Origin of the sequence: Raoultella sp. T31 (genome assembly GCF_002806725.1) — a bacterium.
Classification (GTDB): domain Bacteria; phylum Pseudomonadota; class Gammaproteobacteria; order Enterobacterales; family Enterobacteriaceae; genus Klebsiella; species Klebsiella electrica.
In genome coordinates this window covers 1-15922 of the sequence record NZ_PIBO01000045.1, presented here as the reverse complement: position 1 = coordinate 15922, position 15922 = coordinate 1, and the positions used below count along the sequence as shown (strand labels likewise).

Annotated in this window: 10 protein-coding genes; all 10 read left to right on the top strand. The window is 59.5% G+C overall.

Going from position 1 to position 15922, the window contains the following annotated elements:
- Positions 1-141: 141 nt before the first annotated feature.
- The 10 genes from lgt to recD all read left to right on the top strand — a co-directional run bounded on the left by lgt (position 142) and on the right by recD (position 15508).
- Entirely contained in the window at positions 142-1017 is an 876-nt protein-coding gene (lgt, locus tag CWM52_RS22475) for a prolipoprotein diacylglyceryl transferase (protein WP_100686115.1), read from the top strand.
- Positions 1018-1023: 6 nt separating this feature from the next.
- Positions 1024-1818, top strand: coding sequence for a thymidylate synthase (thyA, locus tag CWM52_RS22470; protein WP_100686114.1), 795 nt, complete (start codon positions 1024-1026; stop codon positions 1816-1818).
- A gap of 186 nt (positions 1819-2004) precedes the next feature.
- Positions 2005-2472, top strand: coding sequence for a prepilin peptidase-dependent protein (locus CWM52_RS22465; protein WP_100686113.1), 468 nt, complete (start codon positions 2005-2007; stop codon positions 2470-2472).
- Complete coding sequence (locus tag CWM52_RS22460) at positions 2463-3026, top strand: prepilin peptidase-dependent protein (protein ID WP_100686112.1); 564 nt, start codon at positions 2463-2465, stop codon at positions 3024-3026. Before CWM52_RS22465 ends, CWM52_RS22460 begins: the two co-directional genes overlap by 10 nt.
- Positions 3023-3430 carry a DUF2509 family protein gene (locus CWM52_RS22455; RefSeq protein ID WP_100686111.1) on the top strand — a complete coding sequence of 136 codons (408 nt, stop codon included), beginning with the start codon at positions 3023-3025 and terminating at the stop codon, positions 3428-3430. Before CWM52_RS22460 ends, CWM52_RS22455 begins: the two co-directional genes overlap by 4 nt.
- 41 nt (positions 3431-3471) lie before the next feature.
- Complete coding sequence (locus CWM52_RS22450) at positions 3472-3738, top strand: prepilin-type N-terminal cleavage/methylation domain-containing protein (RefSeq protein WP_255493289.1); 267 nt, start codon at positions 3472-3474, stop codon at positions 3736-3738.
- Positions 3739-3750: 12 nt separating this feature from the next.
- Positions 3751-7122: an exodeoxyribonuclease V subunit gamma gene (gene recC, locus CWM52_RS22445; protein ID WP_100686109.1), complete on the top strand. Its 3372-nt coding sequence runs from the start codon at positions 3751-3753 to the stop codon at positions 7120-7122.
- 123 nt (positions 7123-7245) lie between these two features.
- Positions 7246-10131, top strand: a complete 2886-nt coding sequence (gene ptrA, locus CWM52_RS22440; RefSeq protein ID WP_100686108.1) for a pitrilysin — start codon at positions 7246-7248, stop codon at positions 10129-10131.
- A complete protein-coding gene (recB, locus tag CWM52_RS22435; protein WP_100686107.1) occupies positions 10128-13673 on the top strand; it encodes an exodeoxyribonuclease V subunit beta in 3546 nt (1181 codons plus the stop codon). The genes ptrA and recB overlap by 4 nt, the downstream gene beginning before the upstream one ends.
- Entirely contained in the window at positions 13670-15508 is a 1839-nt protein-coding gene (recD, locus tag CWM52_RS22430; RefSeq protein WP_100686106.1) for an exodeoxyribonuclease V subunit alpha, read from the top strand. The genes recB and recD overlap by 4 nt, the downstream gene beginning before the upstream one ends.
- Positions 15509-15922 lie beyond the last annotated feature (414 nt).

Genomic DNA, 15922 nt, shown 5'->3' with positions numbered 1-15922 from the left:
ATACATATCTTTTACAACAACGGCACGGCCAGCGAATTAACCTTATGCTATTATTCGCCCCCTTGGAGCTCCCGTATTGGTCGGGCGTGTATGATTACCGCTGTCCACTTTCGGCGGAATAACAAGTCTTTATGGTGACAGATGAATAGTGGCTACCTGCATTTCCCGGATTTTGATCCGGTGATATTTTCCGTTGGGCCGGTCTCCCTCCACTGGTACGGTTTGATGTACCTGGTCGGGTTTGTTTTTGCGATGTGGCTAGCCACCCGTCGGGCCAATCGTCCGGGCAGCGGCTGGAGCAAAAACGAAGTTGAAAATCTGCTGTATGCCGGGTTCCTTGGCGTTTTCCTCGGTGGCCGTATCGGCTACGTCCTGTTCTATAATCTGCCGGTTTTCCTGCAGGATCCGCTGTATCTGTTCCGCGTCTGGGACGGCGGCATGTCGTTCCACGGTGGTCTGATTGGCGTGATCCTCGTGATGATCATTTTTGCCAAACGCACCAAACGCACTTTCTTCCAGGTCTCCGATTTTATCGCGCCGCTGATCCCCTTTGGCCTCGGGGCGGGGCGTCTGGGCAACTTTATCAACGGTGAGCTGTGGGGACGCGTCGATCCGAGCTTCCATTATTCGATGATTTTCCCCGGCTCGCGCGCAGAAGATCTGGCGCTGCTGCCGTCTCATCCGCAATGGCAATCGCTGTTCGATACCTACGGCGCACTGCCGCGTCACGCTTCGCAGCTATACGAACTGGCGCTGGAAGGGGTCGTCCTGTTCCTGATCCTGAACCTGTTTATCCGTAAACCGCGCCCGACCGGCTCGGTCTCGGGTTTGTTCCTGATTGGCTACGGCCTGTTCCGCATTATCGTGGAATTCTTCCGCCAGCCAGACCAGCAGTTCACCGGCGAATGGGTACAGTACATCAGTATGGGGCAGATTCTTTCGATCCCAATGGTGCTTGCGGGTATCATTATGATGGTCTGGGCGTACCGTCGTCGTCCGCAGCAACAAACTTCTTGAGGAACCATGAAACAGTATCTTGATTTGATGCAGAAAGTGCTCGCCGAGGGCACGCAAAAAAATGACCGCACCGGTACCGGCACTCTCTCCATCTTCGGCCATCAGATGCGTTTTAACCTGCAGGAAGGCTTCCCGCTGGTGACGACCAAGCGCTGTCATTTACGCTCCATCATCCATGAACTGCTGTGGTTCCTCCAGGGTGACACCAACATCGCGTATCTGCATGAAAACAATGTCACTATCTGGGACGAGTGGGCAGATGAAAATGGCGATCTGGGGCCGGTTTACGGCAAACAGTGGCGCTCCTGGCCTGCGCCGGACGGCCGCCATATCGACCAGATCAGCACCGTGATGGAACAGCTGAAAAACGACCCGGATTCACGTCGCATCATCGTTTCTGCGTGGAACGTGGGCGAGCTGGATAAAATGGCGCTGGCGCCGTGCCATGCGTTTTTCCAGTTCTACGTCGCGGACGGAAAACTCTCCTGTCAGCTGTATCAGCGTTCCTGCGATGTGTTCCTCGGCCTGCCGTTTAACATCGCCAGCTATGCGCTGCTGGTGCACATGGTCGCCCAGCAGTGCGATCTGGAAGTCGGTGATTTTGTCTGGACCGGTGGGGATACTCACCTCTACAGCAACCACCTTGCACAGACGGATCTGCAGCTGAGCCGCGAACCGCGTCCGCTGCCGAAGCTGGTCATCAAACGCAAACCGGCGTCGATTTTCGATTACCGCTTTGAAGATTTCGATATCGAAGGTTACGACCCGCATCCGGGAATTAAAGCACCGGTGGCGATTTAATTCGTCCGGTACAGGATGCCATAGAAAGCTAAAAACCGGTGCCTGAGGCGCCGGTTTTTTTACCTGCGCAACCACGCTCCCTGATTTTCTGCAACCGTCTGCAAGGCTGACGCCTGGCTTCGGCACGCCTCGCGAAACGCTATTTTGTCCGTCGTCTTCGCGCTGCCTTTTCCCCATACTCGCGGGATGAACAGACAACGCGGCTATACCCTTATTGAAACGCTGATCGCGCTGGCGCTGATACTCATCCTCAGCGCTGGCGGAGTCTACAGCTGGCAGAGCTGGCAGCAGCAACAGCGTTTATGGCAAACCGCCAGCCAGGTGCGCGACTATCTGGTGCTGCTACGCGACGACGCAAACTGGCATAACCGCAACCGGCTGGTGAAGGTGGGGCAACGCGGCGGCGGCTGGTGTCTGAGCGCCGAGGAGACACTTGCGGAGTGTGCGACAGCAACGCCGTTTACGCTGCACCCACGCTGGCCGGAAGTGGCGCTCAGCCATATCACGCCGGGATTAGGTTTTTACGGGCTGCGTAACAGCGCCTGGGCCGGCCATATCCGGCTGCAAAGCGCGGGGGGGCGCTGGAATATTATCGTGTCGGACTGGGGACGAATTCGCCTGTGTCGTAATGAGGAGACCGCATCGTGCCTTTAATTCCCCGAGGTTTTTCGCTGGCCGAGACGCTTATCTCGATGGCCATCAGCGCTATCTTACTGATGGGCGCAGCGCGTTTTTTGCCTGCTTTGCAGCGACAGGCGCTGCGGCAGACTCAGCAACAGTCGTTGGATAACGAACTCTGGCAGCGCGTGTATACGGTAGCGAAACATCTGCAGCGTGCGGGCTATTGCGCCGGGGAGTGCGTGGGACAACCGTTGCTCATCGCCAGTGGGGGGCACTGTGCGATCATCCGTTGGGACAGTAATAGCAACGGCGCGTGGGATGCCACGCCGGAAGCAATGTCTGAGGCGACAGGATTTCGTTTGAACAACGGGGCGCTGGAAACGCGACGCGGCGCCACCAGTTGCAGCGATGGCGGATGGGAAAAAATGACAAATCCCGGTGCGCTCAACGTGACCCATTTTCAGATTACCCGCCAGGATATCGCCGGATTTGCTCCCGAGTTCATCGTCATGCTGGCGGCGCACGCGGTGGCGGATCCCCGGATTTCGGCTCAGGCGGAATATCGCGTGACCGGGTATAACTTATGAGCCGTCAGCGTGGGGGCTCCTCGTTGCTGATGGTGCTTTTGCTGCTGGCGCTTGGCAGCATGTTACTACAAGGGCTGAACCAGCAGCAGCGCTCTCTGCTGGCGCAAACCGCGGGGGAAACTCAGGCGATCCGCGAAACGGCTGGCGCGCACTCCGCGCTACAGTGGGGAAAAGCTCTGGCGTGGACGATACAGGATGCCAACGCCTGCCGTTACTCTGCTGCCGAGGGCTGGCGCGCCTGCCTGCGCATTTTTGACGATGCATCGGTCCTGTTAATCGCCAGCGGCGGTCGCATTTTGCTGTGGCAATCCGGCCGGGTTGAAGAGGGCGTCGTGCGCTTTTCTCCCCATGGCTGGAGCGACTTTTGTCCACTAACGGAGGCGAATCTGTGTCGGATGCCGTGAACAATGAGCAGGGTTTTAGCCTGCCGGAAACGCTGCTGGCGATGACCTTACTGGTTATGGTGGTCACTGCGCTTGGCGGCTACCAGCGTGGGCTGGCCACGGGTTTTATTCAGTTGAATCAATATCGCCAGCTGTGGCGCGACGCATGGCGCTATGGCCAGATGAACCCACCGCAGATTCCCCCCGGCGGGTCCGTTACCCGCTTGCAGACATCGGCGGCCAGATGTGTCAGCATCACGGTAACGATCACCATGCCCGTTGATAAACGGGTGCAGATGACCCGGCTGCATTGCCCGGTCAGTCAGTAGTCAGGAGCGAATATGTTAAGGGTGTACCACTCAAACCGTCTGGATGTTCTTGAAGCGTTGATGGAGTTTATCGTCGAGCGCCAGCGGCTGGACGACCCTTTCAAACCGGAAATGGTGCTGGTGCAAAGTACCGGGATGGCGCAGTGGCTACAGATGACGCTGGCAAAACGGTTTGGCATTGCCGCCAACATCGACTTCCCGCTCCCGGCGAGCTTTATCTGGGACATGTTTGTCCGCGTACTGTCGGATATCCCCGGAGAAAGCGCCTTCAGTAAGCAAAGCATGTGCTGGAAACTGATGACCCTGCTGCCGCAACGTCTTGACGATGAGGCTTTTACGCTGCTACGCCACTATCTCCGCGACGACAGCGACAAGCGCAAACTGTTTCAACTGGCAGCCCGGGTCGCCGACCTCTATGACCAGTATCTGGTCTATCGCCCGGAATGGCTGATGCGCTGGGAGGCCGATGAACGCGTCGATGGCCTCGGCGACGCCCAGCAGTGGCAGGCGCCGCTATGGAAGGCGCTGGTCGAACATACCGCCGCGCTGGGGCAGCCGCTCTGGCACCGCGCCAATCTGTACCAGCGTTTTATCAACACGCTGGAGGCGGCGGATGAGCCTCCGGCCGGGCTGCCTTCACGCGTCTTTATTTGCGGGATTTCGGCGCTGCCGCCGGTTTATCTGCAGGCGCTGCAGGCGCTGGGCAAGCACGTCGATGTGTATGTGCTGTTCACCAACCCCTGTCGGTACTACTGGGGCGATATTAAAGATCCGGCCTTTCTGGCGAAACTGATGTCGCGCCAGCGCCGCCATCATCGTGAACTGCGCGAACTCCCGCTGTTTCGCGATAGCGGGCAGGCGCCGGGGTTGTTTAACGATGCAGGGGAACAGGACGTCGGTAACCCGCTGCTCGCCTCATGGGGGAAGCTGGGTCGCGACTATATCTATCTGCTGGCCGGGCTGGAACGTTATGAAGAGCTGGATGCTTTTGTCGATATTACGCCCGATAATCTGCTACACAATTTACAGGCGGATATTCTCGATCTGCGTAATGCCGCAGTGGCCGGGCGAAGCGCGGAAGAGTTCGCCCACAGCCACAGTAAACGCTCGCTTGCTCTGGACGATCGTAGCCTGACTCTTCATGTCTGCCATAGCCCGCAGCGTGAGGTCGAGGTGCTGCATGACCGGCTGCTGGCGATGCTGGAAGAGAACCCTGAACTGACGCCGCGCGACATTATCGTGATGGTGGCGGATATCGACAGCTACAGCCCTTACATTCAGGCGGTATTCGGCAGCGCCAGCGGCGAGCGCTGGCTACCGTGGGCGATTTCCGACCGGCGCGCCACCGAATCGCATCCGGCTCTGCAGGCGTTTATTACGCTGCTTTCTCTGCCCGACAGCCGTTTTGCCAGCGAAGATGTGCTGGCCCTGCTGGATGTCCCGGTGCTCGCCGCGCGCTTTAACATTGATGAAGAGGGGCTGCGCTATCTGCGTCAGTGGGTTAATGAATCCGGCGTGCGCTGGGGAATGGATGACGATAATGTGCGCGAACTGGATCTGCCTGCCACCGGGCAACATACCTGGCGCTTTGGCCTGACGCGCATGCTGCTGGGCTATGCGATGGACAGCAGCCAGGGCGAATGGCGGTCGGTCCTGCCCTACGATGAGTCCAGCGGGCTGATCGCTGAGCTGGTGGGTAATCTGGCTTCGTTGCTGATGCAGCTCAACCTGTGGCGGCGGAAGCTGGCGCAGGAACGACCGCTGGCGGAATGGCTGCCGCTTTGTCGCGAACTGCTCAACGACTTTTTCCTGCCTGACGGCGATACCGAAGCGGCGCTGGCGCTGATTGAACAGCAGTGGCAGGAGGTGATTGGCGAAGGCGCCCAGGCACAATATGAGCAGACCGTCCCTCTGTCTTTATTACGCGATGAACTGGCGCAGCGGTTGGACCAGCAGCGTATCAGCCAGCGTTTCCTCGCCGGGCCGATCAACATCTGCACCCTGATGCCGATGCGCTCCATACCGTTCAAAGTGGTGTGTCTGCTGGGGATGAACGACGGCGTTTATCCGCGGACGCTGGCGCCGCTGGGCTTCGATTTAATGAGCCAGAAACCGCAGCGCGGCGATCGCAGCCGTCGCGATGATGACCGCTATCTGTTCCTGGAAGCGCTGATGTCCGCCGAACAGACATTATATATCAGCTACATTGGCCGCTCGATTCAGGACAATAGCGAACGCTACCCTTCGGTGCTGGTGCAAGAACTGGCGGACTATATTGGCCAGAGCCACTGCCTGGCCGGGGATGAGGCGCTGGATTGTGACGCCAGCGAGCGACGCGTCAAAGCCCATATCACCCATCTGCACACGCGAATGCCTTTTGATGCGGCCAATTTCCGCGATGATGAATATCAGAGCTACGCCCGGGAGTGGCTGGCGGCCGCCAGCCAGCAGGGCGAGGCGCATAGCGACTTTATCCAGCCGCTGCCGGCGCAGGCTATCGAAACGCTACCGTTTGAACAACTGCTGCGATTCTGGCAGCACCCGGTGCGCGCCTTTTTCCAGCAGCGCCTGCGGGTTAACTTCCGCTCTGAAGAGAGTGAGATTCCCGATGATGAGCCATTCACCCTCGAAGGACTTAGCCGTTATCAGTTGAACCAGCAGTTGCTGAATACGCTGATTGAACAACAGGATGCGTCGACGATGTATCGTCGCTTCCGCGCCGCGGGAGAACTGCCCTTTGGCGCTTTCGGCGAGCTGGCCTGGGAGGCGCAGCGTCAGGAGATGCAAAACCTTGCGGAGCGGGTCATTGCCAGCCGACTGCCGGGGCAAAGCATGGAAATCGATCTGCAATGCAACGGAGTCAACATTACGGGGTGGCTACAGCAGGTACAATCTGACGGCCTGTTGCGCTGGCGGCCGTCGCTGCTGAGCATCGCGCAGGGGATGCAACTTTGGCTGGAACACCTTGTCTACTGTGCTAGCGGCGGAACCGGTGAAAGCCGGCTGCTGGTGCGCAAAGAGGGCGAATGGCGTTTCCCGCCGCTGGCGCAGGAACAGGCCAAAGCCTACCTTGATCAGCTGGTAGAGGGTTACCTGCAAGGCATGTCCAGACCGCTGCTGTTACTGCCAGAAAGCGGCGGTGCATGGCTAAAAGTCTGTTATGACGCTGAAAAGGATGTCATGTTAACGGACGAAGAGACGCAACAAAAAGCGCGTAGCAAATTTCTTCAGGTCTATGAAGGCAATATGGTGGTCAGTGGCGAAGGGACGGATGTCTGGTATCAGCGCCTCTGGCGCACGCTTGAACCGGCCTGCTATGAAGAAATTATTACGCAAACACAGCGCTACCTGTTGCCGATATTTCGTTTCCATCAGCCCGAATAAATTGGTAATAGTATAAAAATTGCGCAAAATAAGGTGTTCAATTATTATGCGCAACCTATCACGGACTGATGTGCACAACGCTGATGCTGTCAGCGCAAAGTTTGTTAATGATGAGGTTCGTGAATGCCCCGCAGTGTATGGTTCAAGGTTATTTTAGTGCTGGCTGCCCTCTGGGCGCCGTTAAGTCAGGCAGATACCGGATGGCAACCGATTCAGGAAACCATTCGTAAAAGCGAAAAAGATCCCCGACAGTATCAGGCCATTCGTCTGGATAATGGCATGGTGGTCCTGCTGGTTTCCGATGCACAGGCGGTGAAATCGCTGTCTGCGCTGGTGGTGCCCGTGGGGTCGCTGCAGGATCCCGTCGATCATCAGGGGCTGGCGCATTTTCTCGAGCACATGACGCTGATGGGCTCGCAAAATTATCCGCAGCCGGACAGCCTCGCCGAATTTCTGAAAATGCACGGCGGCAGCCATAATGCCAGTACTGCGCCTTATCGCACCGCGTTCTATCTTGAAGTCGAAAACGATGCTCTTGACGGCGCGGTCGATCGTCTGGCGGATGCCATTGCCGCTCCGCTGCTGGATAAAAAATATGCCGATCGCGAGCGCAACGCGGTCAACGCCGAGTTGACCATGGCGCGCACCCGTGACGGGATGCGCATGGCGCAGGTGAGTGCCGAGACCATTAACCCGGCGCACCCGGCTGCGCATTTTTCCGGCGGTAACCTCGAGACGCTTAGCGACAAGCCCGGTAAACCGGTGCTCGACGCCCTGCATGCTTTCCGCGACAGCTGGTACTCGGCGAACCTGATGAAGGCGGTCATTTACAGCAACAAACCGCTGCCGGAACTGGCGAGCATCGCGGCGAAAACCTATGGCCGGGTGCCCAACCACAATATCAGCAAACCGGAGATAACCGTCCCGGTGGTGACCGATGCGCAAAAGGGCATCATCATTCACTACGTCCCGGCAATGCCGCGCAAAGTGTTGCGCGTTGAATTCCGTATTGATAACAACAGCGAGCAATTTCGCAGCAAAACCGACGAGCTGGTGACCTACATGATCGGCAACCGCAGCCCGGGAACCTTATCTGACTGGCTGCAGCAACAAGGCCTGGTCGAGGGGATTCGCGCGGATTCCGATCCGGCGGTTAACGGCAACAGCGGCGTACTGGCGATTTCGGCGACCCTGACCGACAAAGGGCTGGCGCACCGTGATGAAGTGGCGGCGGCGATCTTCAGCTACCTTAACTTATTGCGTAGCCAGGGTATCGACAAACGCTATTTCGATGAGCTGTCCCATGTTCTGGCGCTTGATTTCCGCTATCCGTCGATCAACCGCGATATGGACTATGTGGAATGGCTGGCAGATACCATGATCCGCGTCCCGGTAGAGCATACGCTGGACGTGGTCAACATTGCCGATCGCTACGATCCGCAGGCGATTAAAGACCGGCTGGCGATGATGACGCCGCAAAATGCGCGCGTCTGGTATATCAGCCCGCAAGAGCCGCATAACAAGAGCGCTTACTTTGTGAATGCGCCGTATCAGGTCGACAAGATCAGCGCGCAAACCTTTAGCGACTGGCAGCAGAAGGCGAGCGCTATCGACCTCAAGCTGCCGGTGTTGAACCCTTATATCCCTGACGATTTTACGCTGATTAAAAACGATAAAGCCTACTCGCATCCGCAGTTGATCGTGGATGAGCCGACGCTGCGGGTGGTCTATGCGCCCAGTCAGTACTTCGCCAGCGAGCCAAAGGCTGACGTTTCGCTGGTGCTGCGTAACCCGCAGGCCATGGACAGCGCCCGTAGCCAGGTCATGTTTGCGCTGAACGACTATCTGGCGGGTATTGCTCTCGATCAGCTCAGCAACCAGGCGGCGGTGGGCGGCATCTCCTTCTCAACCGGCGCCAATAACGGCCTGATGGTCAATGCCAATGGCTACACCCAGCGGCTGCCGCAGCTGTTTACCGCGTTGCTGGACGGCTATTTCAGCTATACGCCGACCGAAGAGCAGCTGGAGCAGGCCAAATCCTGGTATGCGCAGATGATGGATTCTGCGGATAAAGGCAAAGCCTACGACCAGGCAATCATGCCGGTTCAGATGTTGTCCCAGGTACCCTATTTCCAGCGCGAGGAACGCCGGGCGCTGCTGCCGTCAATTAGCCTGAAAGAGGTACTGGCCTATCGCGACAACCTGAAAGCGAAAGGGCGCCCGGAACTGCTGGTGATTGGCAACCTCACCGCCGAACAGTCCACCGCCATGGCGCGTCAGATTCAGCAGCAGCTGGGATCTGATGGCAATGAGTGGTGTCGCAACAAAGACGTGCTGATCAACAGTCAGCAGCTGGCGATTTTTGAAAAGCCCGGCAACAGCACCGATTCGGCGCTGGCCGCTGTCTTCGCCCCGCCGAACGTGGATGAATACAGCAGCTCCGCCGCCAGCTCCCTGCTCGGGCAGATTATTCAGCCGTGGTTCTATAACCAGCTGCGTACCGAAGAGCAGCTTGGCTACGCGGTCTTTGCTTTCCCGATGAACGTCGGGCGCCAGTGGGGGATGGGCTTCCTGCTGCAAAGCAGCGATAAACAGCCCGCTTTCCTCTGGCAGCGCTTCCAGGCATTCTTCCCGACCGCGGAAGCTAAGCTGCGGGCGATGAGCCCGGCAGCGTTTGCGCAAATCCAGCAGGCGGTGATAAGCCAGATGACTCAGGCGCCGCAAACGCTGGGCGGCGAAGCCTCGCAGCTGAGCAAAGATTTCGATCGCGGTAATATGCGCTTCGATTCACGTGATAAAGTAGTGGCTCAGATAAAACTGCTGACGCCGCAAAAACTTGCCGACTTCTTCCATCAGACGGTGGTGGTTCCGCAAGGCATGGCGATCCTGTCCCAGATTTCCGGCAGCCAGAATGGCAAGACCGATTACGTCCATCCTGAAGGTGGCAAAGTCTGGGAAAGCGTCAGCGCGTTGCAGAAATCCTTACCCCTGATGCGAGAGAACGAATGACCGAAACCGCCGAGCCTTTGGATCCCCTGCGCTTGCCCTTGACGGGCGAGCGCCTGATAGAAGCCTCTGCGGGCACCGGAAAAACCTTTACCATCGCCGCACTGTACCTGCGGCTGCTGCTGGGGCTAGGCGGGGAATCCGCCTTTCCTCGTGCGGTCAGCGTGGAAGAGCTGCTGGTGGTGACCTTCACCGAAGCGGCCACCGAAGAACTGCGTGGCCGCATTCGCAGCAATATTCACGAGCTGCGCATTGCCTGCCTGCGCGACAGCGCGACCGATCCTCTCTATAGCGCTTTGCTGGCTGAAATTCCGGATAAGAGCCAGGCGGCGAAGACGCTGCTGCTGGCGGAACGCCAGATGGACGAGGCGGCGGTATTTACCATCCACGGTTTTTGTCAGCGGATGCTGAGCCTCAATGCCTTTGAGTCCGGGATGCTCTTTGAGCAGCAGCTTATTGAAGATGAATCGCGGCTGCGCTATCAGGCCTGCGCTGACTTCTGGCGTCGACATTGCTATCCGCTGCCGCGGGAGATTGCCGCCGTCATTCATGAGGCGTGGAAAGGACCGCGCGATCTGTTGAAATCCCTCGATCGCTGGTTGCAGGGCGAAGCTCCGCAGCTCAAATCCCCACCGGCGGCGGAAGAGACGCTGGCCGAACGCCATCAGCAAATCATTGCGCGCATTAACGCCCTGAAAACACAGTGGCGGGAACAGGTCGCTGAGATTGAAGGTGTGCTGGAGAACTCTGGCCTCGACCGCCGTAAGTTCAATCGCGGTAACCAGGGAAAGTGGATAGAGAAAATCAATGCCTGGGCGCAGGAAGAGACGCTCGGCTATCAGCTTCCTGATGCGCTGGAGAAATTCTCGCAGCCCTTCTTACATGAACGAACCAAAGCGGGCGCTGAGACGCCGGTGCATCCACTGTTCAGCGCGGTTGAACAGCTGCTGGCTTCTCCGCTGACGCTGACGGATCTGGTTATCACCAGGGCGATGGTGGAGATCCGCGAAGCGGTCGCGAGGGAGAAGCGTCGGCGTGGCGAGTTGGGTTTTGATGACATGCTCAGTCGCCTTGACGACGCGCTGCGCGGCGACAGCGAAGAAGCGCTGGCCAGCGCCATTCGTCAGCGTTTCCCGGTGGCGATGATCGATGAATTTCAGGATACCGACCCGCAGCAGTACCGAATTTTCCGCCGTATCTGGCGTCAGCAGCCGGAGACGGCGTTGCTGCTTATCGGCGACCCCAAACAGGCCATCTATGCCTTCCGCGGCGCGGATATTTTCACCTATATGAAAGCGCGTGGCGATGTGGCGGCCCACTATACGCTGGATACCAACTGGCGTTCTGCTCCTGGGGTAGTTGAAAGCGTTAACCGCCTGTTCAGTCTGAGCGATAACCCCTTTATGTTCCGGGAGATCCCTTTCTTGCCGGTTAAAGCGGCCGGGAAAAACCACGGGCTGCGTTTTACCGTGGATAACGACGCGGTTCCGGCCATGAACATCTGGCTGATGCCGGGCGAGGCCGTGGGCTCCGGTGATTATCAGACGTATATGGCGCAGCTGTGCGCGGCGCAAATTCGCGACTGGCTAAGCGCCGGTCAACAGGGGCGCGCGCTGCTGTGGCGGGGGGAGAAAGCCCGCTCGGTTCAGGCCTCCGATATCACGGTTCTGGTACGTAACCGTCAGGAAGCCTCGCTGATCCGCGATGCCTTACGGGGGCTGGCGATCCCGTCGGTGTATCTCTCTAACCGCGATAGCGTTTTTGACACGCCGGAAGCGCAGGAGATTTTATGGCTACTGCAGGCGGTACTGGCCCCCGAACGAGAAAATACGCTACGCAGCGCGCTGGCAACATCGATATTCGGCTTGAATGCGCTGGATATTGAAAACCTCAACCAGGACGAGCGCGCGTGGGACGCGCTGGTGGAAGAGTTCAGCGGCTACCGGCAAATTTGGCGCCAGCGCGGGGTGATGCCGATGCTGCGGGCGCTAATGAGCGCGCGGCAGATGGCGGAAAACCTGCTGGTGACGGTCGGCGGTGAACGCCGTTTAACCGACATCCTGCATATCAGCGAACTGCTGCAGGAGGCGGCCAGCCAGCTGGAAAGCGAACATGCGCTGGTGCGCTGGCTGACGCAGCATATCGCCGAACCGGACAGCAATGCGTCCAGTCAGCAGATGCGCCTGGAAAGCGATAAGCATCTGGTGCAGATCGTCACCGTGCACAAATCAAAGGGGCTGGAATACCCGCTGGTCTGGCTGCCGTTTATTGCTCGTTTCCGCAAACAGGATCAGGCGTTTTATCACGATCGCGACTCGTTTGCCGCGGTGCTCGATCTTGGTCAGGATGAGGGCAGCCTGGAGCTGGCGGAGGCGGAGCGCCTGGCGGAAGATTTACGTCTGCTGTACGTCGCGCTGACCCGGGCGGTCTGGCACTGCAGTCTCGGCGTAGCTCCGTTGAGCACCCGACGCAGCGACAAACCCGGCGCCAGCGATTTTCATCACAGCGCGCTCGGACGTCTGCTACAAGGCGGCGAAGCCATGGATGCCGCCGGACTGGCTGCGTGTTTGCAAACCTTCTGCAGCGGGGATATCGCGCTGCAAATGCCCGCCGCCCCGGATGCCACGCCCTGGCAGGCGCCGCAGGAGACGCTGCCGCCGCTGTCCGCCAGGAGCATTGGACGTCAGGTTAGCGATGACTGGCGGGTGACCAGCTATTCCGGATTACAGCAGCATGGTCAGAGCGCGGCTCAGGATCTGTTGCCGCGCCTTGACGTTGATGCCGCCGGCGTCGGTGACGTCGCCGCAGAACCGCAGCTCACGCCGCATCAGTTTCCGCGCGGCGCATCACCGGGGACATTCCTGCACAGCCTGTTTGAAGATCTCGATTTTACCCAACCGGTCCCCGCTGACTGGATGGCGGAAAAGCTGCAGTCCGGCGGCTTCGGCGAGCAGTGGAAGCCGGTGTTGACGCAGTGGCTGGATGACGTGCTCCGGACTCCGTTGCCGGGCGCCGGGATTGCGCTGAACCAGCTTTCCACCAATGATAAGCAGGTCGAAATGGCCTTCTATTTGCCGATCGAACGGCCGCTGGAACCGCAGCGGCTGGATGCGCTGATTCGCCGCTTCGATCCGCTCTCCGTCGATTGCCCGCCTCTCGACTTCCGTCAGGTCCGCGGAATGTTGAAAGGCTTTATCGACCTCGTTTTCCGCCATAACGGCCGATATTACCTGCTGGATTATAAATCGAACTGGCTGGGGGAAGACCGCGAGGCCTATACCCGCCAGGCGATGGAGCAGGCGATGCGGACTCACCGCTACGATCTGCAGTACCAGCTTTATAGTCTGGCGCTGCACCGCTACCTGCGCCACCGCATTGCGGATTACGACTACGAACGCCATTTCGGCGGCGTGATTTATCTCTTTTTACGCGGCATAGACGGGCAGGGCGGCGAGCAGGGCATTTTCACCACTCGCCCCGTGCAACCGCTGGTTGACGGTCTCGATGCGCTGTTTGCCGGAGACCTACAGGAGGTTCTGTCATGACAATGGATGAACTGTTGCTGGAAGCGGTCAGTCAGCGCCTGCTGCGCCCGTTAGATGTGCAGTTTGCCCTGATGGTGGCGCAAGAGGCGCATCCGGCGGTGAAACTGGCAGCGGCGGTACTCAGCCGTGATGCCGGCGAAGGGCACGTTTGCCTGCCGATATCGCGTCTGCAAACGGACGAGTTCCTGAGCGGTAAAACCAGCGAGCTGCGAGAACAGCTGCTGGCGCAGGCGGGCGTCCCCGATGACTGGCCTGCGCTTCTGCTTGCCTCAGAGGCGGTCAGCGGCGGCGAACGTCCGACGCCGATCGTCCTGTGCGGCGACCGGCTCTACCTCAACCGGATGTGGCGGAATGAGCTGACCGTCGCCCGCTTCTTCAACGACGCTAACCAGGTGGTGGACGTTGACGAGGCCCTGCTGGCCCAAACGCTGGATGCGCTGTTCCCCGCCAGCGATGAAACAGACTGGCAAAAGGTCGCCGCCGCGGTGGCGTTGACCCGCCGTATTTCGGTGATTTCCGGCGGCCCCGGTACCGGGAAAACCACCACCGTCGCCAGGCTGCTGGCGACGTTGATTCAGACCACCCGGCAACCGCGCTGCCGCATCCGACTGGCGGCGCCGACCGGGAAAGCGGCGGCGCGATTGACGGAATCATTGGGGGATGCGCTGCGCCGCCTGCCGCTAACCGATGAGCAGAAGGCGCTGTTGCCTACCGAAGCCAGCACCCTGCATCGTCTGCTGGGCGCTCAGCCCGGTAGTCAACGGATGCGCTACCACGCCGGCAATCCGCTGCATCTCGATGTGTTGGTGGTGGATGAGGCTTCAATGATTGATCTGCCGATGATGGCGCGGCTGATTGATGCCCTGCCGGAACACGGGCGGGTTATTTTCCTCGGCGACCGCGATCAGCTGGCGTCGGTGGAGGCCGGAGCGGTGCTCGGGGATATTTGCGCCTGGGTCAATGCCGGCTATACCGCCGGACGTGCGGCGCAGCTGGAGAGGCTGACCGGCCACCCGGTGCCGGCGGGAGAAAGTGAGGTTGCCGGCGCGCTGCGCGACAGCCTGTGCCTGCTGCAAAAAAGCTATCGTTTTGGCAGCCATTCCGGCATCGGTAGCCTCGCCCGCGCCGTGAACAACGGCGATCGCCACGGCGTCAGAGCGACGCTACGCCAGGCCTACGAGGATATTGCGCTGCATCCGCTGGGTACGACTGAAGAGTATGAAGCCATGTTAATGCAGTCGCAGGAAGGATACGGTCGCTATTTGCAGCTGCTGCGCGAGCGGGCCGAGCCGGAGGCGCTGATTGCCGCCTTTGGTGAATTCCAGCTACTGTGCGCCCTGCGCGACGGCCCTTACGGCGTCAGCGGGGTGAATGAACAGCTGGAGCAGATGCTTAACCGTCGGCGGGCGATAACGCTGCCGAGGCATTCGCGCTGGTATGAAGGGCGTCCGGTAATGATTTCGCGCAACGACAGCGCGCTGGGGCTGTTTAACGGCGATATCGGTATTGCGCTGGAGCGGGGAGAGGGGTTGCGTGTCTGGTTCCCGATGCCGGATGGCAGCATTAAGTCGGTGCAGCCAAGTCGTTTGCCGGAGCACGACACCGCGTGGGCGATGACGGTGCATAAATCGCAGGGGTCGGAGTTCGACCATGCGGCGTTGATTCTGCCCGCCAAAATCGTCCCGCTGGTCACCCGCGAGCTGGTATACACCGCAATCACGCGGGCAAAACAGCGGCTCTCGATTTATGCCGATGAGCAGGTGCTTACCCAGTCCATCGTCGCCCGTACCGAGCGGCGCAGCGGGCTGGCAGAGATTTTCGCTAACCGCACATAGTCTTCTTCTGTCTCCCTCCATGGCTTGCGCTACGCTTACCGGGGCTACATGGAGGGTAGCCCGGATAAGGCGTTTACGCCGCCATCCGGGGGCCCCACCGCGGTCCGGGAACAGCCCCCGGTGGCGCTACGCTTACCGGGGCGACATGAGACTGGTGGCCCGGATAAGGCGCTCGCGCTGCCATCCGGGGAGGGACCTGCCGCGGTCCGGGAACGGCCCCCGGTGGCGCTACGCTTACCGGGGCTACGTGGGAATGGTAGCCCGGATAAGGCGCTCGCGCCGCCATCCGGGGAGGGGCCTGCCGCGGTCCGGGAACAGCCCCCGGTGGCGCTACGCTTACCGGGGCGACATGGAGGGTAGCCCGGATAAGGCGCTCGCGCTGCCATCCGGGGAGGGACCTGCCGCGGTCCGGGA